This window comes from Psychrobacillus sp. NPDC093180 (genome assembly GCF_044754065.1).
Classification (GTDB): domain Bacteria; phylum Bacillota; class Bacilli; order Bacillales_A; family Planococcaceae; genus Psychrobacillus.
The window spans coordinates 97,405-120,732 of the sequence record NZ_JBIVOJ010000004.1 but is presented as its reverse complement, the minus strand read 5'-3'; the positions used below and the strand labels follow the sequence as shown (position 1 = coordinate 120,732).

The following is a 23,328-nucleotide window of genomic DNA, read 5'->3' as shown; positions in this document are numbered from 1 at the left end:
TAGTCGTGGGTTTTTTTACTGAAGTTTTTCTCCCTTTTGCTTAATCTCTTCTCCAACTGTACAGCTATGAATGCAAAATTGGTGTGCGATGGTCTTACCTTTATCCTTTCTAAGTTGCGTACGCACAAAGCAACCATCACAATACTTTTGCATGATAAGGTCAATTTCATTTATAATTTGTGTATTTTTCATTTGTTTACACTCCTCGCTACCTTCGTAATTGTACTATTATGTTTCTTTTGTTTGCAAGTATGCTATAAGTAATTCAGACTATAAAAAACAATATATTAAAGGGGATTGACATGTTAGAAGTTTATATCGATGGCTCAACTACTGGAAATCCAGGCCCAAGTGGAATCGGCATTTTCATAAAAGGAGAAGGACATCATTTACAATTTAGCGAGTTCATCGGGCAATACTCGAATCATACAACCGAATTTATCGCGCTACTTAGAGCACTAGAAGAAGCACAAAAACTGTCTCCTACAATCGTCTCTGTTCGAACGGATTCTCAAATCGTACTAGCTGCTGTTGAAAAACGCTATGCTAAAAATGCAGAATTTGCAGCTATATTAGAAAAAATTTTAACGATTAGCGATACCTTTGATTTATTTTTCATTAAATGGATTCCTGATGATCAAAACAAAGCTGCTCATGCACTTGCAAGACAAGCCGTATTAAAACAACTGCCGAAAAGTTAATCGGCAGTTGTTTTGTATGCATTTTCAATAGTGTCTTTTGTGCGGTTCATAAAGTTCACCACTACTTCATCCCTGCCAAATAACTGAAAGAGACTGAGTAGTGGATTTTTAGGTTTATTTAGTGATGTATAGATAAACTTCGTCGTTTTATTATCTACTCTTTGTAATTCATAGTCAATAGTCATCTGAAAGCGATCGTTTAATATAAAGCTTTCCTGAATCATTTTATAATCCGATTCGTCAGCATACTTCCGAATTGTTATTTCATATTGTTCCGTCAATGAACCAATTTGATACGTTTGATGAATAACAGATCCAACTACTTGCTCCGTACTTTCTAAAATTTCCTCTCCTACTACTTTGGGAAAAATCATTTTCTTTTTTTCCACATCGCCATAAAAAAAGGGCCAAGCAAATTCAATCGGAACGTTTAGTTCCACTTCTTTTTTCCACTTTTTCATTTATTCTGCTCCTAAAACTTCCATAGTATTGTTAAATTATAGCATGAACAAAAGCTAATCGGGATACTGAACGTAAAAAGCTCTAGAGAATATGCACTGCTTGGTGCTTGTAGTCAAAAACGAAGATAATTGCTTACTGACAAGCATAAAGGCTGACGAAAACTGCTTAGTATGCATAATCCTTAAACATCGACACACTCTAAGATCTCCACTCACGATAATCGTGAAATTTACTACAAATCAAAAAAACAGACTCCCCGAAGAGAGTCTGTTAAAGTTTAGGTTTAAAATTAAGCTTTTACTACGTTAGTAGCTTGAAGACCACGTTGGCCTTGCTCGATTTCAAAAGTTACTTCTTGACCTTCGTCAAGAGATTTGAAACCTTCGCTTTGGATAGCTGAGAAGTGTACGAATACGTCGTCTCCGCCTTCGCGCTCGATGAATCCGAATCCTTTTTCTGAGTTAAACCATTTTACTTTACCTTGTTCCATGTTTGTTTCCTCCTCGTGTGCAATTTGACGCACACATTTTGTTACTATCCTTGCTCAACACTGTTAAGTAAAAGTGTTGCCACCTACTAACTAACCGAACAAAAATAATCCTCTTTAAATATAGCACGCTCTTTCCAATAATGCAACAGATATACATAATTCTTTTTAATTATTTTCCAATAATGCACCAATCGCTCCGCTATAGCCGTGTTTTTCCAGAAATATCGGTTTTTTCTCTTTTAAAATGGTATAAGATTCAATTATTTTTTGGAGTAACTCATTTCCTTCTAATGTGGAACCAATATAAATAATATCTTCTACTTGGTGAGCGTCTGCTGCTTGAATACATAGTGTAGCAACTACTTCTCCAATAATCCCCTGCACTCCAGCTAACAAATCTTGGCTGTCTCTTGTATCCTCTGTCTTTAATGCTACCCCGCCAAAATTACTTGCGGTTAAAGAACCTTTAAGAGGCAGTTTATTGTTTTGATATATGTCACTCACTAAAATATCTACAGAAGATCTTTTTCCTATTATAGATTGTTCGATTATATCTTTGTAGTTTTGAATACCAGTTAAAGCGGAGCCTAAGCCTAGAAGGGTTCCTCCTCCTACGCCGGTTCCTCCGATGCGACTATGTGTTTCTCCTTGCATAATATGTATAGAAGTTCCTGTTCCTATATTCGCAATAATTGCGGCTTCACTATTTATAACTTCCTCTTTTAGTTGATGCATAACTCCATTCATCGTAGCATCGAATTCTACTATGTAAGGGATTTCATTAACCGAAGAAAGATATTCTTTTAGCTGTGCCGCGCGACCACCAGTGAGGCAGATAGAAGCTAACGAGTGGTTTGTCTCAAGCCATTCCTTTACTGCTTTAAAGTCGGATGAAGGAAAACTTTGAAAGGACATTTCTTTTTTTTCATCCCAATAAGCTATTTTCGTTAACGTTCCACCTGCATCAATACCTATTCTAGTAGCCATACTAATTCCCCTTTTATATTGAGAGACTTATTTAATCCAAGACCCTACGATTGGATAGTTAAACTTGTCTCCATTAATCGCTTTAATTATTCCGATTATTGGAACAACAAATGAAATTATACCAAAAATAATGAGCATCGGGATACCAATTAAAAAAATAATTAGGAATACAGAAACCGTGATTAAAAAGTACATCACAAGCTGAAATAACACCGCTTGTATGGAAAGCTTTTTAACCTCTTCATCATCTACAACCAAGTACAAAATAAACGGAACTAGAAATGGAGCGAACCAAGTACTTGCATGTAGCAGAACTTTTAATCCAGTATTTTGCATGCAAAATCGAACTCCTTTCTTCTTTTTCCTTATTTACGACAGAAAGCGACAAAAGGTTTCATTTTTATCTTTTAAAAACAATTTCACCGTTCACGATTGTTTGTAACACTTTGGAGGTAGTAAATGTCTCTTTTGTTAACGCTTGATCTACAATAGTAAAATCAGCATCATAGCCACTCATAATCTTCCCACGCACATGCTCCATTCCAATTGCCTTTGCACTTCCGGTGGTAAATAACGAAATCGCTTCAAAAGCAGTCAGTTCTTGATGTGGTAAGTATATATTATTAGCAGCTGCATCCATCCCAAGTAACGGATCAGCAAGCTCGATTGGTGAGTCAGAGCCTCCTGAGCAATCAAAGCCCTTTTCAACTAACGTTTTCCAAGCGTACGCCCAAGTTAAACGTTCTTTACCTAAACGATCGATTACCCAAGGGAAATCGGATGGTACAAACATTGGTTGAATATCTAACACTACCGGTAATTGAGCCATTCTTGATATTAGCTCTTCTGAAAGTACATTCACATGAATAAGTCTATCTTTTTTACTGACTGGCGCAGGATACTTTTCGATTAGATTTAATATAATCTCTACTGCTTTATCGCCAATGACATGTACTGCAATATTTTCATCATATTTCCTTGCTAGCGTTACGAGACCCTCTAATTTTGCCTGATCATGGACAGCAACTCCTTTAACCCCAGGAGAATCTGAATAATCTTCTGATAGTAATGCAGTATGCCCTCCAAGTGACCCATCAATAAATATTTTCATCGCACCAAATTCTATAAATTCTGTTGGTTCTTCTCCTTGCATTTGCTCAAACACTTCGTGGTGTAGAAGCAAATGCGTTCTAAAACTGGATCCTATTGTACGACGATACGCTTCTAGTGGGACAGTATATGGACCATAATAGGCCATGTCTTCTGTGTGCACTCCTGTCAATCCTTTTGACTGTAAGTCGGCGACACTTGCTTTTATGACTTCTTCTAAGTACTCCGTTTTTACAGCTGGAATATGAGACGTAATTAATTGTTGGGCTTCATCATAAAATAGTCCATTTAAATTACCGTGCTCATCTTTTCCGATAATACCGCCAATAGGGTTCGGTGTGTCTTTTGTAACTCCTGCCAACTCCATCGCTTTCGAATTTGCAACTAGCACGTGTCTACAGATTCTTTTTAAGACGACAGGAGTTTCATTCATTTCATCTAAATCATTGCAAGTGATTGGACGACCTTCTACTAATTTGTTATCATTCCAACCTTCCGCAACATACCAATCTCCTTTTTTCACATGTTCAGCTACTGCTAACACAATTGTTTGAATAGAAGTAAACATAGATAAATCTAAATAAGCCAGTTTTTCTCCATGACCAATCAAATGAATATGACTGTCCACAAAACCAGGATACATGGTAGCCCCTTGTAATGAATGAACTTGATCAGCTAGATGTACTAATTGGTCTTTCTGTCCTGTTTGAACAATCTTCCCATTCTCCACCAATACCGCTTCTACTGTTTCTCCTTCTGCATTCATCGTAAAAATAAGTCCGTCTGTCCAAAGTGTTTTCATTTTTTAGGCTCCTTTTTATTTGTGATTAAGTCATCCACTAATAGTTCTGCTGCCTTTCGATATGCATTGCTCATATTGGCAAGAGAGTTGATAAACAATAAGTGTTTCAAGTCTTCTGCAATATCAAATTGATCGATTTCCTTTTCATGTGCTTTCATTTCTGCTAAGAAACTTTGCGCATTGCTTTGTTGCAAGGCGACTGAATAAGAATAAAAATCTTCTAAATTGAAATTCTCACTTATTATTTTTTCATTGATTGGATTCATGGTGGTCTTTATATCATTAATAGAGAGTGCACCCTTCAATTGATATATTAAACTAATTAACATAAGATGCTGCTTGGAATATTTCTTGTTTTTAATTGGGATAAATAATTTTCCTTTTGCATAGTTATTAATCATCGTTTTGGTTAATACCTTTTCCTCATCGTTTCGTAAAGTTGGACCAAATTTCGAATCAAATAATTGAATAACCTGATCCATATAAAGATCGATATCTGGTATTTCTTCCGCATGAATAGTTGCGTCAAGTCCAAGTCTATTGACGAGTTCATCTGATTTGTTCATGTAAATTCCTCCGATGCTAGCTTGTTATTATCGTATCTTAAAAATAGTTTTCAGTAAACATTGACTATTTATTATTATAGATATATCATATTAAGTAGTTATAAAAACTACATGTTGTTATGGAGGGATTCTATTGGAGAAGTACATAAGAGAACCATTTAACGGATTATCGCATCTTTTTGGAGCAATACTTGGTGTTTTTGCTTTAATCGCAATGATTATAAAAGGTATTGCACTAGAAGCATCAGGTTTAACGATTACTGCACTTGTTCTATTTGGAGTGAGTATGATTTTATTGTACGCTTCTTCGGCAACCTATCATATGGTTATCGCTAAGGATCATGTAATTCATCAGTTACGACGATTAGATCATTCGATGATCTATTTATTGATAGCAGGAACCTATGCCCCATTTTGTTTAATCGCTTTAAAAGGTACTACTGGTTATACGTTATTTAGTATTATCTCCATAATGGCGGTTAGCGGGATATTATTTAAGATGATATGGTTCAATTGTCCAAGATGGATTTCTACTGCTTTATATATTGGAATGGGATGGATCATTGTCATATTGGCTTCTCCACTAGCGGGAGTACTTGGGACACAAGGTCTCTTTTTTCTACTATTAGGGGGAATATTTTATACGATCGGTGGAGTTATTTACGGTATCAAGCCTAATATCCCCTTTATCAAAAAGTTAGGATTCCATGAGATTTTTCATATTTTCATCTTACTCGGGACAATAAGTCATTTTATCTGTGTATTTGTCTATGTGATTTAGCATAAAAACGGAAAACGCCCTTTTGCACAAGCAAAGGGCGTTTTTGATTATTTTTTCGTATAAACGGTAATAGTTGGCTCTAGTTGTAATTCTACATTTCCTTGTATTGCACGGCTGATCATGCAAGACGTTTCTGCTTTTTTTGCTAGTTTCTCAGTCATTGCCAGGTCCTTTTCATGTTCAATAACTATTACTGGACGATGAATAATTTTTTTATATGTAAAAACGCCATTTGTGACATCTACCACTGCAGTTGACTCCATATCTAGTGCATGCTTCATAATTTTACTACGTTCAAGCATTGCCGCAAGCGTAATAATATAACAAGTAGCAGCTGCTCCTAGTAACATTTCGTCCGGATTTGTCCCAATTCCAGGACCATCCATTTCTACCGGTATCGACACTTTTGTATGTAAGTGTTCTGCCTGAATTTCTCCTACATCATTCCGATTGCCTGGCCAATTTGCTTTTAAATGGAAATAATGTTCAGCCACTTCTATCATTCCTTTCTTGTATTTATTCAGTAGTTGGAAAAACATACGATTTCCAGTATGATTAGTAAAGAGAAAGAAGGGATCCCTTTTGCTAAAAAGTCACAATAAAATTGCTGGTATTATGATTGTTTCATCGATGTTTTTACTTATTTTAGGCGTAAGATACATACTAGGTCAAGATTTAGTTATCATGAACTTCGTCGCTTTTGCTGCATTTTCGGTTGCTGTTGGGGTAATAGCAGCTGCCTTGTTAATGTATAAATTACATAAAGGATTTTATATTTTTACGCTAGGACTTGTCATTGGATTCTTTGAATTATTTCGTTCTTTTCTTGTTGGAGCAGAAGAATTTGGTGATCTAGTTGGAATTCTTTCGTTATTTATCTTTACTTCCTTTGGTTTAGTAATAGGACTGATTGTAGAAGGTATTTTGTATATTTTAAAGAAGAACAAGTGAAAAAGAAGTTTTTCCGCCAAATTAGCGAGAAAAACTTCTTTTTTTACGGAGAAATAATGGTTCTATTTCTTCCTTCCGATTTAGCTACGTATAACGCCTCATCAACTCGATTAAAGAGTTCATTCACGCTTTCTTTGTTTGCTTTATACTCTCCAACACCAGCAGATATCGTTATCTTTCTATTTTGTGAAAGAATGCTAACTTCTATTTCCTTACGTAATTTTTCTGCTAGATTATACGTGTCTTTCAAAGAGCCATTAGGTGAGATAATTACAAATTCTTCTCCACCTAGTCGAACACAAACATCCTTTTCTGAAACAACAGACATCATCTTGTTCGCTAAAAATTGTAATGTCTCATCCCCTGTTTGATGGCCGTATTCATCATTCACGCGTTTAAAATGATCGATATCAATGCTAATAATAGAAAAAGGTGTGTGTTGTTCCAATAAGTCAGCAAAGTACAATGCTGAGTATCTTCTGTTTTTCAATCCAGTAAGTGGATCTGTTAATGACTGATGCTTAAAGTTCGCCACTTCTTCCTCTTGCAGCTTTCGATAATTGGCAATTGTTTCAGTCAGTTGTTTTGCTTCGAAATACCAGGTAGAAACTTTACCGCTGTCCCCCGGTACACCTTCTAAACGCGCATTCATCGTTGATAGCGCCAAGTTTTTCAAAGGTGAAGCAAGTTTTTCCGATAATAAATAAGCTAATAAGAAAAAAAGAATAACAAATGGTAATGAGTAAAAAAACATTTTCGTAATGATTCCATTTATAGGTTGTAGACTACTCTCATAAGGAGTTTGTGAAACAACGCCCCACTTACTTTCAGGGATATATGAATAGCCAGCCAGCACATGTACACCTAGTGTATTATAGATTTCTTGTGCACCGCTTTTTCGATTCAATAAGCTTTGAACCGCCTTATTAGCCCGAACACTTTCTCCTATTCTTACGGTGTTAGGATGATAGATTAATGTTCCTGCTTCATCTACTACGAAAACATAGGAACCATCCTGACTAAAATGCTCCGCTAAAATACTTTGAATGAAGTTATCTTCTTGCAAATAAATCGTACCATTTAACATACCAAGATATGTACCTGAATCATCAAATAATGGCGTAGAAACAAGTATTAGTAGCCGACCTGTTATAGCTTTATACGGCTTTGTTATAATATTTTCTTTTTTACGAAGTGCTTCTTCCACTCCGGGAGAGTCTATTTTCTCGCCTGCAATACCAACGTCCGGAGAGGTTGCTATCGCGATTTTATCACTTCCTATTACAGAAAGTGAATTAAAGTTTTTACCGCTTATTAATAACTGGTTTAATATTTTTGTTAGTTCTTCAGGGTTATCGATATGTTCAATTACATCAGGTTTTCTCGCTTCTAGATTTGCTTCCATTGCTTTAAAAACTTCTTCAGACATTTTGCCTAATTTCATCGCATACATTTCATTTTGCTCTAACGATTTTTCGATCAAACTATTCTTCGTTACTAGATAACTAGAAAAAAGGGAACTACTTAAAATGGCTATCATCGTAAAAGTAGTCAGTGTAAGAATCCAAAATTTAAGTGTTTTGTTCATAATATTTTCCCCTTCAAAAAGCATTCCAAATCATTATAGCATTTGAACTACAGTTTTCCCTTCACAATTGATACTTTTACAATTAAAAATTAAAAAAACAGGAAATATTACACATACAATAATGATGCGTCCTTGTTTTGTTTCTTTCTTTAGATAAACTGGTTGCTTTCATAAGTAATTTAGTTGAATCTAAAGTTTGCCGCTATGCCGAAAAGCATATGCCCGATTGGATTTTCGGTTCTAACAGGATATGTCTCTAGCAACGTTTTGTTAGAATTCCAACTTAGTAATTCAACATATAATTAGGCTGAACGCACCTCTCCTCGCTCTACATACTAATTCCAGCTATTTAAAAAGTTGATCTTTATCTTGTTGATCAAAAATGATCTCACAAATAAAAATTATCTAATATCTTAAACAAGCATAAATATGTAGGTGCTCGATATGTAATGAAATTAAATATAGGTATGTCGCACATCATAGGGAAACTTGCGGTAGTTATCGGCGTCCCACTTCCAAATAAACTTGTTTTATGAAAATTGGTTGCTTTCACACAAGAACTAGTTGCTCTCAACATTCGTTTTGTTGCTTTCAGACTAGAACTGGTTGCTTTCAACAGCTGTTTGGTTGCCCTTAGCCATTTATTGGATTTGCGAACGCTAAATACTATTTAAAATTTTGTTTTTAGTAAGTCGTTGATAAATAAAAAAGAATTTACCATTGATTTTTGCTACAGGCGTCGACTCCTGCCGGATGAGGGAGCAAAATGAGACATTCCAACGACGCCCTAAGCGGAGGGAATGGCTCATCGCTCACCCGGCGGAAAGCGTACGACTGCAGTGAAAATCTAGCGGACAACTTCATCAATTATCTACCGCGCAGTTCCCCTATACTGTTAACCAAGCCATAGAGCTTATAATCTCCTAAACCTAAAAAAACTTTCACCAAGTTACTAAAACTTAGTGAAAGTTTCGTTGGTCAATGACCACCTAAATATGCTTGGCGTACTTCTTCGCTTGCTTGTAAATCTTTTGCAGGACCCGATAGAACAACTCTACCAGTTTCGATTACATACCCACGACTCGCAACAGATAGCGCCATGTTAGCGTTTTGTTCGACCAATAATACAGTTGTGCCATCGCGATTAATATCTTCAATCACCTGAAAGATTGTTTTAACCATTAAAGGAGCCAACCCCATCGAAGGTTCATCTAGTAAAACTAGTTTTGGCTTCGCCATAATAGCACGACCCATTGCGAGCATTTGTTGTTCTCCTCCAGAAAGTGTTCCTGAAAGTTGTTTTTTACGTTCTAATAGTCTTGGGAAAATATCATACACTTTTTGCATATCGCTATGGATTCCCGCTTTATCTTTCCGTAAGAATGCTCCCAATTCTAGGTTTTCTTCTACAGTAAGGTTTGCGAATACACGACGTCCTTCTGGAACATGTGATAACCCGGCCTTTACGATAGATTGCGCTTGTTTACCGGAAATCGATTTGTCCAAAAATTCAATTTTCCCTTTTTTCGGTTTTAATAATCCCGACAAAGTTTTTAACAATGTACTTTTTCCAGCACCATTTGCCCCGATTAATGTGACAATTTCTCCTTCATTTACATTAATTGATACATCTTTAAGGGCTTGAATGTTCCCGTAAAATACATCTATATTCTCCACTTTAAGCATTGACATCGTGAACTTCCTCCCCTAAATAAGCCTCAATAACCTTAGGATGGTTTCGAATCACTTCTGGTGATCCTTCCGCAAGAAGCTGACCATGGTCGAGCACATAAATTCGTTCACAAACACCCATAACTAAATTCATATCGTGTTCAATGAGTAAAATAGTCAAATCGAACTTATTTCGAATAAACGCGATTAATTCCATTAAATCTTTTGTTTCTTGCGGGTTCATCCCTGCTGCCGGTTCGTCCAATAAAAGAAGTTTTGGATTGGCTGCTAATGCACGAGCAATTTCTAATCTTCTTTGCTGTCCATATGGTAAATTCTTCGCTAGCTCATCCTTATACTTGTCTAAATTAAAAATCTTTAGGAATTCTATCGATTTTTCTTCCATTTCTTTTTCACCAGAAAAATGGGAAGGTAGTCTTAAAATAGAACTTATAATAGAATGCTTAGCTATAGAGTGGTAAGCAACTTTGACGTTATCTAATACAGAAAGTTCATTAAAAAGGCGAATATTTTGGAACGTACGGCTAACCCCTTTTCTAGTTACTTTGAAAGGAGGTAACCCATTAATCCGTTCTCCATTAAAAAGAATGTCTCCTTCAGTAGGAACATAAACTCCGGTTAGCAAGTTAAAACTAGTCGTTTTCCCAGCACCATTCGGACCAATCAGACCAACTAATTCTCCTTGATTTAGTACCATATTCAAATTTTGAACAGCTTTTAAACCACCAAACTGAATACCGGTATTTTTCACTTCCAATAAAGGCTTATTTTCCATGTTGGCCGCCTCCTTTTGGCGTTCTCCAAAGCTTGAAGTAATCCGTAATTTCCATCGTGCCCATTAATCCCTTAGGTCTATATAACATTACTATAATTAGTACAAGACTATAAATAATCATACGAGTTTCAGGATATCCTTGAAGATATGTAGAAACTATCGTTAAAAGAATTGCTGAAAGAACGGCACCTGATAGACTACCAAGACCACCTAAAACTACGAATATGAGAATATCAAAAGATTTTAAAAAGCCAAATTGACTTGGTTGGATAATATAAAAGTTATGGGAAAATAAAGCACCTGCTACTCCAGCAAAGAATGAGCCAATTGCAAATGCGATTACTTTATAATAAGTCGTATTTATCCCCATCGCATCCGATGCAATTTCATTTTCTCTAACGGAAATGGCCGCTAAACCATGTCTCGAGTTAGTGAAATTGACAATCACCACAAGGGTAATAACGAGACAAACAAACGCATATGTCCAAGTAGTTAAATGGGAAACTTGCATCCCAGCAGCGCCACCAACTGCATCAATATTTAAGAACACAATTCGAATGATTTCCGCAAATCCAAGTGTTGCAATTGTCAAGTAATCGCCTTTTAATCTTAAACTTGGAATTCCTACAATTAGTCCTGCTAATGCTGCAACAACCCCACCTACAATTATCGCTACGGCAAAAGGTAATTGTAATTTCATCGTTATGATTGCGGATACATATGCACCTACAGCTAAAAATCCTGCATGACCAATAGAAAATTGACCTGTAATCCCAATAACCAAATGTAGGCTGACAGCTAAAATAATGTTAATGGCGATAAGTATGAGCGTATTAGAATAAAATTGATTCATCATCTCCGTTGAAATCAGTACTTGGATGACTACATACACTAATACAGCTAATAGGATAAATGGCCAAAACTGTTTAGACTTTTTCATCTCTCTATACCACCTACACTTTCTCCCGTGTATTTTTGCCAAAGATTCCAGAAGGTCTGAAAAACAGAATTAAGATAAGGATAATGAATGCCGCAGCATCTCTCCATAATGAGAAGCCTAGAGCACTAACAATCGTTTCTACAACTCCGAGTACTAGACCACCAACCATTGCCCCAGGAATAATTCCAATTCCCCCAAGAACCGCAGCGACAAATGCTTTTAAGCCTGGAATAACCCCCATTAGAGGATCGATCTTTGTATAATACACTCCAAAAATTACACCAGCAGCCCCTGCTAAAGCTGAACCAATAGCAAACGTTGCAGAAATCGTATTATCTACATTAATCCCCATAAGCTTCGCCGCCTCTACGTCATGTGAAACAGCGCGCATCGCTTTTCCTGTTTTCGTTTTATGGACGATAAATTGTAGCAAAATCATAAGAACGACAGAAACAGAAAGAATTAATACAGATTGTATACTAATTTGAGCCCCTAAAATGCTAAATGTTTTGTTGGAGAAAATATTCGGATAAGCTTCCGGTTGAGCTCCGCGAATATAAATTACGCCGTATTCTATTAGTAAAGATACACCAATCGCAGTTATAAGTGCCGCAATGCGTGTAGCATTACGCAAACGTTTATATGCAATACGTTCGATAATCACTCCAAATAACGCGCAAGCTACCATAGATATAATTAACGCAGGGAAAAATCCTAGTCCAAAAACAGTAATCGAGTAAAAACCGATAAACGAGCCTACCATAAACACATCACCATGTGCAAAGTTGATTAATTTAATAATGCCGTATACCATCGTGTAACCGAGGGCGATTAATGCGTATATACTTCCGAGTGAAATACCGTTAATCAATTGTTGTATCCATTCCATGAAGTTTCACTCCCTTATGCGTTCAATTTCTTTTTGTGTAGATAAAAAGGAGGGATATCAATCCCTCCCATTTTACGGCTAACTCTTAAGGATTAACTTTCGTATTAAATACTTGCTTTCCATCTACGAATTCTAAGATTGTAGCCGATTTAACTGGATGGTGGTTTTCATCCACTGAATATAAACCTGTTACTAAATCTAGATTATCTGTAGCTTTTAAAGCATCCTTAATTTTTGTTCCATCTGTAGAACCTGCACGCTCAATTGCATCTTTTAATAAATATACAGTGTCGTAGCCAAGTGCATTAAATGAGTTCGGTGCTTTTCCGTATTTGTCATTAAACTTATCTGCAAATTCTTTTGCTTTTCCATCTGGATCTTCTGCAGAATAGTGATTAATAACAAATGTATTGTTTAACGCCTCTGCTCCAGCCAAATCAACGATTGTTGGTGAATCCCATCCATCAGCACCCATTAAAGGAACTGTAATTCCAAGTTCACGAGCTTGTTTGACGATCAAACCAACTTCTTCATAATAACCAGGAATAAAGATAAACTCTGGATTTGCACCTTTAATACGAGTTAACGTAGATCTGAAATCTGTATCTTTTGCTACATAAGATTCTTGCTGTACGATTTTACCGCCAGCAGCTTCAAAGTCTTTAATAAATGAAGCAGCAAGACCTTTTGCATAGTCACTCGCGTTGTCGGCATAGACTGCTGCAGTTTTTACTTTCAGTTCATTTGCTGCAAAGTTTGCAGCTACAGTTCCTTGGAATGGATCAATGAATGATGTACGGAATGCATATTCATTAACAGAACCATTATCAGCAACTGTTACAGTTGGACTAGTGCCAGATGGTGTAATCATTGGAGTTTTGCTGTCATTAGCAATCTGCACTTGTGCTACAGAGTTACCACTTGTTGCAGGCCCAATTATTGCAGCTACTTTATCTTGACTTGTTAATTTGATCGCGGCACTTGTTGATTCAGCAGCGTCCGATTTATTGTCTACGGTTACTAATTTAATTTGTTTCCCATCAATACCACCAGCGGCATTGATTTCTTCTACTGCTAAATTAAATCCGTCATTTTGAGATGATCCATATGATGCTACTGGACCAGATAGTTCTAGGTTAACACCGATTTTGATCTCGTCTCCTCCCTTAGAACCACTACCTTCTTCCCCTGCTCCACATCCTGCTAGCATTCCCACTAGAAGAGAAGAAGCAAGAAATAATGAAGCAAACTTTGATTTCTTCATTTTAAATAACCTCCTATTTTGTTCGATAATTCTGAATTTATAAGTCGTGCTTCTTAATTTTATATTTTAATAAGTAACCGCTCAGAAACTATCAATTTATTCGTATGAACTATCTCATTGTAAAACAAAGTATTTATTCAGTCTACAATAATTTTTCTCCCAGTTCTAAAATTTCAGAAATTACATTAGAATAATATTTTATAAGTATTTATAAACCCTTGTAGATATTAGGTTTTGTGTATAATGTATTCTATATATTACCAAAATTTTTACTTTAAATTTTATTTTTAAAGATAGACTTAATTGGTCTTTTTTATCGATAAGTCTGGTATTATTGTTAATTTATACTAAATTTACAGGTCATCAATTTATTTTATTTTTAATTATTTGTACTCAAAATTAGTACGGTATCCGCAATAAAAAAGGGTTCATCTGGTACTAATGGAATGCAAACTAGATAACGAAAATAAGAAATTATGTTTCAGCAAGTAGAAAAATAGCTTTCCTTAAGTCCCGCTTTCTATCATGCGCTGTATAAATTACTAGATACTAAAAAAGTGTATAAAAAAACAGATATAGAAAAAGAGTCTTTTTCTATACCTGTTTCGATTTATAGACCTATTTACAGCCTTGTCTTTTTAGTGTCCGCCTAAATATGCTTGTCTTACTTCTTCGCTTGCTTGCAAATCTTTTGCTGGACCTGATAGAACAACTTTGCCAGTTTCGATCACATACCCACGACTTGCAACAGAAAGAGCCATATTTGCGTTTTGTTCAACCAACAAAACGGTTGTACCATCTCGGTTAATATCTTCAATTACTTGAAAGATTGTTTTAACCATTAAAGGAGCTAACCCCATGGATGGTTCATCTAGTAAAACTAGCTTTGGCTTTGCCATAATAGCACGACCCATTGCGAGCATTTGTTGTTCTCCTCCGGAAAGTGTACCAGAATGCTGTTTCTTGCGTTCTAGTAGTCTCGGGAAAATCTCGTACACTTTTTGCATATCGCTATGAATACCCGCTTTATCCTTCCGTAAGAATGCTCCCAATTCTAGATTTTCTTCTACTGTAAGGTTAGCAAATACACGACGTCCTTCAGGAACATGCGACATACCAGATTTCACGATAGATTGTGCTTGTTTGCCAGCAATGGATTTTTGGAGAAATTCTATTTTTCCATTTTTCGGTTTTAATAATCCTGATAGCGTTTTCAATAAAGTGCTTTTACCAGCACCATTTGCACCGATCAGTGTTACAATTTCCCCTTCATTTACATTGATCGAGACACCTTTAAGGGCTTGAATATTCCCGTAAAATACATCTATATTTTCTACTTTAAGCATTGACATCGTGAACTTCCTCCCCTAAATAAGCCTCAATAACCTTAGGATGGTTACGGATCTCTTCTGGTGATCCTTCCGCAAGAAGCTGACCATGGTCAAGTACATAAATTCGTTCACAGACACCCATGACTAAATTCATATCGTGTTCTATAAGCAAAATAGTCAAATCAAATTTATTTCGAATAAATGCGATTAAATCCATTAAATCTTTCGTTTCTTGCGGGTTCATACCAGCTGCCGGTTCATCCAATAATAGAAGTTTTGGTCCTGCTGCCAAAGCACGAGCTATCTCTAATCTTCGTTGCTGCCCGTATGGTAAATTCTTTGCTAGCTCGTCTTTATACTTATCTAAATTGAAAATTTTCAAAAACTCAATGGACTTCTCTTCCATTTCTTGTTCCCCTTTAAAATGGGAAGGCAAGCGTAATACAGAGCTGAGAATATTATGCTTAGCAAGTGAGTGATAGGCAACTTTTACATTTTCCAACACGGACAAATCATTGAACAAACGAATATTTTGAAATGTACGACTTATTCCTTTTCTAGTAACTTTAAAAGGAGGCAAACCATTTACTCGTTCCCCGTTAAAAATGATATCTCCCTCAGTTGGTACATATACACCCGTTAACAAGTTAAAACTAGTCGTTTTCCCAGCACCATTTGGACCAATCAGACCAACTAATTCTCCTTGATTTAATACCATGTTTAAGTTTTGAACAGCTTTTAAACCACCAAACTGAATACCGGTATTTTTTACTTCCAATAAAGGCTTATTTTCCATGTTGACCGCCTCCTTTTGGCGTTCTCCATAGCTTGAAATAATCTGTAATTTCCATCGTGCCCATTAATCCCTTAGGTCGATATAACATTACTAAAATTAACACAAGACTATAAATAATCATACGAGTTTCAGGATATCCTTGCAGATAAGTAGAAACTACCGTTAATAATATAGCTGACAGTACTGCACCTGAGAGACTACCAAGCCCCCCTAGTACTACGAATATGAGAATATCAAATGACTTTAAAAAGCCGAATTGACTTGGCTGGATAATATAAAAGTTATGTGAAAATAATGCACCTGCTACTCCTGCAAAGAATGAGCCGATTGCAAATGCGATTACTTTATAATACGTAGTATTTATCCCCATCGCATCTGATGCGATTTCATTTTCTCGAACGGAAATGGCCGCTAAACCATGCCTCGAGTTTGTGAAATTGACAATCACTACAAGGGTAATAACGAGACAAACAAACGCATATGTCCAAGTAGTTAAGTGGGAAACTTGCATCCCGGCAGCACCACCGACTGCATCAATATTTAAGAACACAATTCGAATGATTTCCGCAAATCCAAGTGTTGCAATCGCTAAATAATCTCCTTTGAGTCTTAAACTTGGAATACCAACAATTAATCCCGCTAGAGCAGCTACAATACCACCTATAATAATAGCAACTACAAATGGAAGATGTAATTTCATAGTGACAATAGCTGAAATGTAAGCGCCTACAGCCAAAAATCCAGCATGACCTATTGAAAATTGTCCAGTTATACCGATTACCAAATGTAGGCTTACCGCTAAAATTATATTGATGGCAATTAATATTAGCGTATTAGAATAAAATTGATTGATGATTTCAGCTGAAATCAAAAACTGCACAACTGCGTACACTAATACCGCTACTATAATAAATGGCCAAAACTGTTTAGACTTTTTCATCTCTATATACCACCTACACTTTCTCTCGGGTATTTTTGCCAAAGATTCCAGAAGGTCTGAAAATCAGAATTAAGATGAGGATAATGAATGCCGCAGCATCTCTCCATAAAGAGAATCCTAGAGCACTAACAATCGTTTCTACAACTCCGAGTACAAGACCGCCAACCATTGCGCCAGGAATAATTCCAATTCCTCCAAGAACTGCGGCAACAAATGCTTTTAAGCCCGGAATGACTCCCATTAAAGGATCAATCTTTGTGTAATACACCCCAAAAATTACACCAGCAGCCCCTGCTAAAGCTGAACCAATAGCAAACGTAGCAGAAATCGTATTATCTACATTAATTCCCATTAGCTTCGCAGCCTCTACATCATGTGAAACAGCCCGCATCGCTTTTCCTGTTTTCGTTTTATGTACAATGAACTGCAGCAAGATCATCAGTACAACGGAAACCGACAGAATAAGAACAGATTGAATGCTAATTTGTGCACCTAAGAATTCAAAAGATTTATTGGAGAATATATTAGGATATGCTTCTGGTTGAGCTCCTCTAATATAAATCACCCCATATTCAATCAATAACGATACACCGATTGCCGTTATAAGCGCCGCTATTCTTGTTGCATTTCGTAAGCGTTTATATGCAATACGTTCAATAATCACACCAAACAATGCACAGGCTGCCATCGATAAAATAAGCGCTGGGAAAAAACCTAACCCAAAGACAGTAATCGAATAAAATCCAATGAAAGAACCAACCATGAACACATCACCGTGTGCAAAGTTGATCAATTTAATAATTCCGTAAACCATCGTGTAGCCTAGGGCAATTAATGCATATATACTGCCGAGTGAAATACCGTTAATCAATTGCTGTAACCATTCCATAAAGTTTCACTCCTAAAGTCTCTAGATTTCAACTTATAATAAAAAGAGGAGGGATATAATCCCCCCTCTATAATCAGGCTTATCTTAAGGATTAACTTTCGTGTTAAATACTTGTTTTCCATCTACAAATTCAATAATTACAGCTGATTTTATCGGATGGTGATTTTCATCAACAGAATATAACCCTGTTACTAATTCTAGTTGATCAGTAGTTTCGATTGCTTCTTTAATTTTCGTACCATCTGTAGAACCAGCGCGTTCAATTGCATCTTTCAACAAATAAACTGAGTCGTATCCAAGTGCGTTGAATGAGTTAGGCTCTTTTCCGTATTTCTTATTAAAGCTTTCTGCAAATGCTTTCGCTTTTCCATCTGGATCATCAGCTGAATAGGCAGTAATAATAAACGTGTTATTTAATGCATCTGCTCCAGCTAAGTCAACGATTGTTGGAGAATCCCAACCATCTGCCCCCATTAATGGAACGTTAATTCCTAATTCACGAGCTTGTTTAACAATCAATCCTACTTCTTCGTAATATCCAGGGATAAATACAAATTCCGGATTAGAAGATTTAATACGTGTTAATGTAGAACGGAAATCAGTATCTTTTGCAACATAAGACTCTTCCGCAACAATAGTACCCCCTGCTGCTTCAAAATCTTTAATGAAAGAAGCTGCAAGACCTTTCGCATAATCACTAGCATTATCCGCATAAACTGCTGCAGTTTTCACTTTCAATTCATTAGAAGCAAAGTTTGCAGCTACCGTACCTTGGAAAGGATCGATAAATGCTGTACGGAATGTAAATGGATTTACTTTTCCATCGTCTCCAACAGTTACAGTCGTACTAGTACCAGAAGGAGAAATCATTGGTGTTTTAGTATCAGTTGCAATTTGTACTTGAGCAACTGAGGCACCGCTTGTAGCAGCTCCAATAATTGCTACTACTTTATCTTGACTAGTTAACTTAATCGCAGCACTTGTTGCCTCCGCAGCGTCCGATTTATTATCAACTTTAATAAGTTCTATTTTTTTGCCATCAATACCACCATCAGCATTGATCTCTTCAACAGCTAGATCGATAGCATCCGCCTCAGATGTACCATATGATGCTACTGCACCCGAAAGCTCAAGATTGGCTCCTATTTTAATAGTCTCCCCCCCATTAGCACTACTACTTTCTGAGCCTTTTGGACTACTACCTTCTTCTCCTGCTGCACATCCCGCTAGCATCCCAACTAGCAGAGAAGAAGCAAGAAATAATGAAGCAAATTTCGATTTCTTCATAAAATAAAACCCCCTTGTTTTAGTTTGATAATTCTGAATATATAAGTCATACTACTTACCATTCTCTTTTTTTGGTAAGAGACTATTCAGAATTAATCAAGTTATTGTTGTGAACAATTTCATTGTAAAACAAAGTTTATATTCAGTCTATACATATTTTTCTTTTTCTTCGGAAATTTCAGATATTCTATAAATATAATAATTTTAAAATCATGAAAAAGCCTTTAAAATAAGCATTTTCACAACATTCATATTCTAAAATAATATCTAAATATCATCTTATTAATCTTATAAATAAATGGATTTTTTTATCATTATAACTAATATATTAGTTATTTTTTTCTAATTAAAGAAATATATGATTATTTTTACTTTTCACTTTTTGTTCTGTATACTATTAATTAGTTCGACAACCGCAATAAATTGAACTCAGGCAAGGACTGAGTGACCAACATTCAGTTGGTCCAAACCAATATGGGATTTACAGGTTGTTTATCTTCATTTATTTGATTATTTTCCTAATACAAAAGACATAGTGAGGGTATTTCAGCCTGTTAAACCCGAATAAAAGGAGAGATAAAAATGGTACAAAAGTTACCCAATCGTGAAGAAGTAAAAGTGGAAGAAACATGGAATTTAGCTGATTTATTTGCAAGTGAAGAAGACTTTACAAATATTTTAGAAGAAATTGAGAAAGAAGTTCAGCTATTTTCCGAAAAATATAAAGGTACCATTAATAGTCCTTCTTTAGCAGCAGAAGCATTAACCGATTACTCCGCTATCTATGAAAAACTTGTTCCTGCAGGGACATATGCAAGTCTATCTCTTAGCACAGATCAAACAAACACGACAGCACAAATGAGAGCCAATAAGTTTAGCTCCCTATCCGCTAAAATTAGTAGTGAACTTTCTTTTGTTACAAGTGAATTATTAGAGTTGTCGGACGAAGTCATGGTAGAAGCGGCAAAGCTTGCGCCTAACTTCCAACTTTATCTAGATAAGCTATTAAAAAAGAAAAAATACCAATTGCATCCCGAAGTAGAAAAAACACTTGCCGCATACTCCGCTTCCTTTAATGCGCCATACAAATTATATAACACGACCAAAATGCAAGATATCTCTTTCGACAACTTTGACGTAGATGGAAAATCACATCCACTTAGCTATGTGTCTTTTGAAAATGATTGGGAAGCCGAATCAGATCCTGCTCTTAGACGAGCTGCATTCGATGCTTTTTCTTCGAAGTTAAAAGAATATCAACATACGACTGCTATAACCTATGACATGCATATACAAATGGAAAAAACAACCGCTGATATTCGTGGATATGATTCCGTTATTGATTACTTACTATTCAACCAAGAAGTAGATCGCACTCTTTACAATCGACAAATTGACTTAATCATGAATGAACTTGCACCGCATATGCGCAAATATGCAAAATTGCTTCAAAAAGTACATGGCTTAGAAAAAATGACCTTTGCAGATTTAAAAATTTCTTTGGACCCAAACTATGAGCCTACCATTTCGATAGAAGAATCGAAAAAATATATAGATGATGCATTGGCTATAATGGGCGAAGAATACTTGGAGATGGTGGAACGTTCCTATAAAGAACGTTGGATCGATTTTGCACAAAACACTGGCAAGTCAACAGGTGCATTTTGTTCTAGTCCATATGGTAATCATCCATATATCCTTATCTCCTGGTCTTCTAGAATGAATGAGGTATTTGTTCTTGCTCACGAGCTAGGACATGCCGGTCATTTTTATCATGCAAATAAAGAACAAACAATATTCAATGCAAGACCTTCTTTGTATTTTATCGAAGCCCCTTCCACGATGAATGAGATGCTTGTAGCCAATCATTTACTAAAAAGCTCGGATGATCCTAAATTTAAACGCTGGGTCATTGCTTCTATTGTGGCACGCACGTACTACCATAATTTTGTGACACATTTACTGGAGGCAGCTTATCAACGCAAGGTATATGAACGTGTTGATCAAGGGTTGAATGTCAATGCTCAAATTTTGAACGACTATAAACGAAGTGTGTTAGAAGAATTCTGGGGTGATGCAGTAGAAATATCGGAGGGTGCTGAACTGACATGGATGCGCCAACCGCATTACTATATGGGACTGTATCCTTATACGTATAGTGCTGGTTTAACAATTTCTACGCAAGTTGCAAAACGCATTTTAAACGAAGGTCAAGTAGCTGTAGATGAGTGGACAAACGTATTAAAAGCTGGTGGTACTAAATCACCTGTAGAGCTCGCGAAAATGGCTGGCGTAGATATTACGACAGAAGAACCATTAAGAGATACGATTGCTTATATAGGATCTCTTATCGACGAGTTAATCAGTCTTACAGAAGAAATTGAACAATAAGTCTTGAAAATTTAAAAGGAGCATGAAGTGAATGACCACTTCATGCTCCCTTTTATGTTTTCCAACTAAAGTGGGCTTTTTTCCAACTAAACATTGAAAAATTCCAACTAAATGCCCCAAAATTCCAACTAACAAGCTCTTTTTTCCAACTAAACTTTATTTCCTAAGAAAAAAGCTAAACCGTCGCCGGCTTAGCTTGCTTTCCCTACTTTTACTCTCTTCACAAATAAAGATAATACTAATGCAACTACAGTAACAAGTGTCGCGATAAAGAATGTGTGGTTGATACCTTCTAACATCGCTTTCATACCTAAATCAATCTTAAATTGAGCAAGTCCTTCTTGAGTTGTTGGCATATTACCGGCTGCTGCCGCCTCACCAGCAAGTCTCTCTGCAGAAGTCTCCATTCTAGCGTTCATGATTGTTAAGAATATCGCAGAACCAATTGCCCCAGATACTTGTTGCAATGTATTATTCATCGCAGTACCATGTGGATTCATATTCATCGGTAATTGGTTTAAACCGTTAGTCATAATAGGCATCATAACCATCGACATACCAAACATACGAAGCGTATAAATTCCCATGATGTAATAGTAACTAGTATCTTGCGTAAATTCACTCATGAAATGTGTTGCAATCGCCGTAATTGTAAGCCCAGTGATTGCTAATATTCGAGCACCATATTTATCAAAAATCTTCCCTGTGATTGGTGACATGATCGCCATCGCAAGTGCACCAGGTAGCATCAATAAACCTGAATGGAATGGTGAAATTCCACGTATTGTTTGTACATAAAGCGGAGTTAAAATCATTCCAGAAAACATCGCTGCAGATACAACGATCGAAATAATCGATGACAAAGTAAACATAGGATATTTATAAATTCTAACATCCAGCATTGGTTCTTCTAGTGTTAACTGTCTCCATACAAACAGAACAAGTGCGATAAATCCGATGATGATTGTTCCATAAACGATTGGGGCTCCCCAACCTTTATCCCCTGCAGTACTAAACCCGTATAATAATGAGCCAAATCCTATACTGGATAAAATAAGGGAAAATACATCTAATTTCACTTTACTGTTAGGTGTAATGTTGCGAAGTTTAAAAATAGCAAACAATAAAACAATTACCGCGAACGGTAATATTACTTCAAATAATGCTCGCCACTCGGCATGTTCTAATATAAAACCTGATAAAGAAGGTCCAATTGCCGGAGCTAAAATCATAACTAATCCAAACATACCCATCGCAGCTCCGCGACGTTCAATTGGGAATGCGGATAACATAACATTCATAAGAAGTGGCATCATCATTGCTGAACCTGCCGCTTGAATCATTCGTGCTGCGATTAATACTCCAAATACTGGAGCTAAAGCAGCTAATAATGTACCAACTGTGAAAAGTACCATCGCCGTGATAAATAATTTTCTATTGGAAAATCTTTGTACAAAAAAGGCACTGGCTGGTATTAAAATCCCGTTTACTAACATATAACCTGTCGTTAACCATTGCACTACAACTGGTTTTACATCAAATTCGATCATTATCGTTGGTAATGCTACATTTAATAGTGTATTATTCAAAAACGCAATGAATGCTCCTACAAAGAGGATTGCAATCATTGCATATGGGGGTTTTTGTTGCATTTCTTCCATTACTTTCATTCCTCCTATTTCTTTAAAGCTTCGTT

At 36.3% G+C, this 23,328-nt stretch carries 24 protein-coding genes; 4 read left to right on the top strand and 20 right to left on the bottom strand.

Features of this window, described 5'->3' with window-relative positions; all coding sequences use genetic code 11:
* Positions 1 to 15 precede the first annotated feature (15 nt).
* On the bottom strand, positions 16 to 192 hold the full coding sequence (locus ACIP9W_RS07705; protein WP_282244984.1) for a zinc-finger domain-containing protein: 177 nt from the start codon (positions 190 to 192) through the stop codon (positions 16 to 18).
* 110 nt (positions 193 to 302) lie between these two features.
* Here ACIP9W_RS07705 and ACIP9W_RS07700 point away from each other — a divergent pair, with 110 nt between their 5' ends.
* A complete protein-coding gene (locus ACIP9W_RS07700; RefSeq protein WP_282244987.1) occupies positions 303 to 701 on the top strand; it encodes a reverse transcriptase-like protein in 399 nt (132 codons plus the stop codon).
* On the opposite strand, the gene ACIP9W_RS07695 is transcribed toward ACIP9W_RS07700, so the two are convergent.
* The 6 genes from ACIP9W_RS07695 to ACIP9W_RS07670 form a co-directional block, all read right to left on the bottom strand.
* A complete protein-coding gene (locus ACIP9W_RS07695; protein WP_400787871.1) occupies positions 698 to 1,162 on the bottom strand; it encodes an SRPBCC family protein in 465 nt (154 codons plus the stop codon). The two genes, ACIP9W_RS07700 and ACIP9W_RS07695, sit on opposite strands and share 4 nt — an antisense overlap.
* Positions 1,163 to 1,452: 290 nt before the next feature.
* On the bottom strand, positions 1,453 to 1,653 hold the full coding sequence (locus ACIP9W_RS07690; protein WP_053589685.1) for a cold-shock protein: 201 nt from the start codon (positions 1,651 to 1,653) through the stop codon (positions 1,453 to 1,455).
* Positions 1,654 to 1,818: 165 nt separating this feature from the next.
* Positions 1,819 to 2,640 carry a type II pantothenate kinase gene (coaW, locus tag ACIP9W_RS07685; protein ID WP_400787869.1) on the bottom strand — a complete coding sequence of 274 codons (822 nt, stop codon included), beginning with the start codon at positions 2,638 to 2,640 and terminating at the stop codon, positions 1,819 to 1,821.
* A gap of 27 nt (positions 2,641 to 2,667) precedes the next feature.
* Positions 2,668 to 2,976 (bottom strand): magnetosome magnetite crystal formation protein family, encoded by a 309-nt coding sequence (locus ACIP9W_RS07680; protein WP_400787867.1) that lies wholly within the window; start codon positions 2,974 to 2,976, stop codon positions 2,668 to 2,670.
* Between the two features lie 64 nt (positions 2,977 to 3,040).
* Positions 3,041 to 4,552 (bottom strand): amidohydrolase, encoded by a 1,512-nt coding sequence (locus tag ACIP9W_RS07675; RefSeq protein WP_400787865.1) that lies wholly within the window; start codon positions 4,550 to 4,552, stop codon positions 3,041 to 3,043.
* On the bottom strand, positions 4,549 to 5,118 hold the full coding sequence (locus ACIP9W_RS07670) for a DUF1836 domain-containing protein (RefSeq protein ID WP_400787863.1): 570 nt from the start codon (positions 5,116 to 5,118) through the stop codon (positions 4,549 to 4,551). Before ACIP9W_RS07670 ends, ACIP9W_RS07675 begins: the two co-directional genes overlap by 4 nt.
* A gap of 133 nt (positions 5,119 to 5,251) precedes the next feature.
* On the opposite strand from ACIP9W_RS07670, the gene trhA reads away from it, so the two are divergent.
* Complete coding sequence (trhA, locus tag ACIP9W_RS07665) at positions 5,252 to 5,899, top strand: PAQR family membrane homeostasis protein TrhA (protein WP_400787861.1); 648 nt, start codon at positions 5,252 to 5,254, stop codon at positions 5,897 to 5,899.
* A 47-nt stretch (positions 5,900 to 5,946) separates the two neighbouring features.
* Here trhA and ACIP9W_RS07660 read toward each other — a convergent pair whose 3' ends face one another.
* Complete coding sequence (locus tag ACIP9W_RS07660) at positions 5,947 to 6,393, bottom strand: OsmC family protein (RefSeq protein ID WP_400787859.1); 447 nt, start codon at positions 6,391 to 6,393, stop codon at positions 5,947 to 5,949.
* 88 nt (positions 6,394 to 6,481) lie between these two features.
* Between ACIP9W_RS07660 and ACIP9W_RS07655 the strand changes: the two genes are divergently transcribed.
* Complete coding sequence (locus ACIP9W_RS07655) at positions 6,482 to 6,850, top strand: hypothetical protein (RefSeq protein WP_400787857.1); 369 nt, start codon at positions 6,482 to 6,484, stop codon at positions 6,848 to 6,850.
* Positions 6,851 to 6,893: 43 nt separating this feature from the next.
* Here ACIP9W_RS07655 and ACIP9W_RS07650 read toward each other — a convergent pair whose 3' ends face one another.
* The 11 genes from ACIP9W_RS07650 to ACIP9W_RS07600 all read right to left on the bottom strand — a co-directional run bounded on the left by ACIP9W_RS07650 (position 6,894) and on the right by ACIP9W_RS07600 (position 19,241).
* Positions 6,894 to 8,438 carry a sensor domain-containing diguanylate cyclase gene (locus tag ACIP9W_RS07650; protein ID WP_400787855.1) on the bottom strand — a complete coding sequence of 515 codons (1,545 nt, stop codon included), beginning with the start codon at positions 8,436 to 8,438 and terminating at the stop codon, positions 6,894 to 6,896.
* A gap of 978 nt (positions 8,439 to 9,416) precedes the next feature.
* Entirely contained in the window at positions 9,417 to 10,124 is a 708-nt protein-coding gene (locus ACIP9W_RS07645; protein ID WP_400788196.1) for an ABC transporter ATP-binding protein, read from the bottom strand.
* A complete protein-coding gene (locus ACIP9W_RS07640; protein WP_400787853.1) occupies positions 10,117 to 10,905 on the bottom strand; it encodes an ABC transporter ATP-binding protein in 789 nt (262 codons plus the stop codon). The genes ACIP9W_RS07645 and ACIP9W_RS07640 overlap by 8 nt, the downstream gene beginning before the upstream one ends.
* Positions 10,895 to 11,845, bottom strand: coding sequence for a branched-chain amino acid ABC transporter permease (locus ACIP9W_RS07635; protein WP_400787851.1), 951 nt, complete (start codon positions 11,843 to 11,845; stop codon positions 10,895 to 10,897). Before ACIP9W_RS07635 ends, ACIP9W_RS07640 begins: the two co-directional genes overlap by 11 nt.
* A 13-nt stretch (positions 11,846 to 11,858) precedes the next feature.
* The gene (locus ACIP9W_RS07630) at positions 11,859 to 12,734 is read right to left on the bottom strand and encodes a branched-chain amino acid ABC transporter permease (RefSeq protein ID WP_400787849.1); all 876 of its coding nucleotides are present in this window, start codon (positions 12,732 to 12,734) and stop codon (positions 11,859 to 11,861) included.
* 85 nt (positions 12,735 to 12,819) lie between these two features.
* Positions 12,820 to 13,998, bottom strand: a complete 1,179-nt coding sequence (locus ACIP9W_RS07625; protein WP_282245014.1) for an ABC transporter substrate-binding protein — start codon at positions 13,996 to 13,998, stop codon at positions 12,820 to 12,822.
* A gap of 638 nt (positions 13,999 to 14,636) precedes the next feature.
* Positions 14,637 to 15,344: an ABC transporter ATP-binding protein gene (locus ACIP9W_RS07620; RefSeq protein WP_400788193.1), complete on the bottom strand. Its 708-nt coding sequence runs from the start codon at positions 15,342 to 15,344 to the stop codon at positions 14,637 to 14,639.
* Positions 15,337 to 16,125, bottom strand: coding sequence for an ABC transporter ATP-binding protein (locus ACIP9W_RS07615; protein ID WP_400787847.1), 789 nt, complete (start codon positions 16,123 to 16,125; stop codon positions 15,337 to 15,339). Before ACIP9W_RS07615 ends, ACIP9W_RS07620 begins: the two co-directional genes overlap by 8 nt.
* Complete coding sequence (locus ACIP9W_RS07610) at positions 16,115 to 17,065, bottom strand: branched-chain amino acid ABC transporter permease (RefSeq protein WP_400787845.1); 951 nt, start codon at positions 17,063 to 17,065, stop codon at positions 16,115 to 16,117. Before ACIP9W_RS07610 ends, ACIP9W_RS07615 begins: the two co-directional genes overlap by 11 nt.
* Positions 17,066 to 17,078: 13 nt before the next feature.
* Entirely contained in the window at positions 17,079 to 17,954 is an 876-nt protein-coding gene (locus ACIP9W_RS07605; RefSeq protein WP_142537096.1) for a branched-chain amino acid ABC transporter permease, read from the bottom strand.
* Between the two features lie 84 nt (positions 17,955 to 18,038).
* On the bottom strand, positions 18,039 to 19,241 hold the full coding sequence (locus ACIP9W_RS07600; RefSeq protein ID WP_400787842.1) for an ABC transporter substrate-binding protein: 1,203 nt from the start codon (positions 19,239 to 19,241) through the stop codon (positions 18,039 to 18,041).
* A gap of 582 nt (positions 19,242 to 19,823) precedes the next feature.
* Here ACIP9W_RS07600 and pepF point away from each other — a divergent pair.
* Positions 19,824 to 21,632: an oligoendopeptidase F gene (gene pepF / locus ACIP9W_RS07595; RefSeq protein ID WP_400787840.1), complete on the top strand. Its 1,809-nt coding sequence runs from the start codon at positions 19,824 to 19,826 to the stop codon at positions 21,630 to 21,632.
* 191 nt (positions 21,633 to 21,823) lie between these two features.
* Here the strand turns inward: pepF and ACIP9W_RS07590 are convergent, their stop codons facing one another.
* A complete protein-coding gene (locus ACIP9W_RS07590; RefSeq protein WP_400787838.1) occupies positions 21,824 to 23,293 on the bottom strand; it encodes a DHA2 family efflux MFS transporter permease subunit in 1,470 nt (489 codons plus the stop codon).
* Positions 23,294 to 23,328 lie beyond the last annotated feature (35 nt).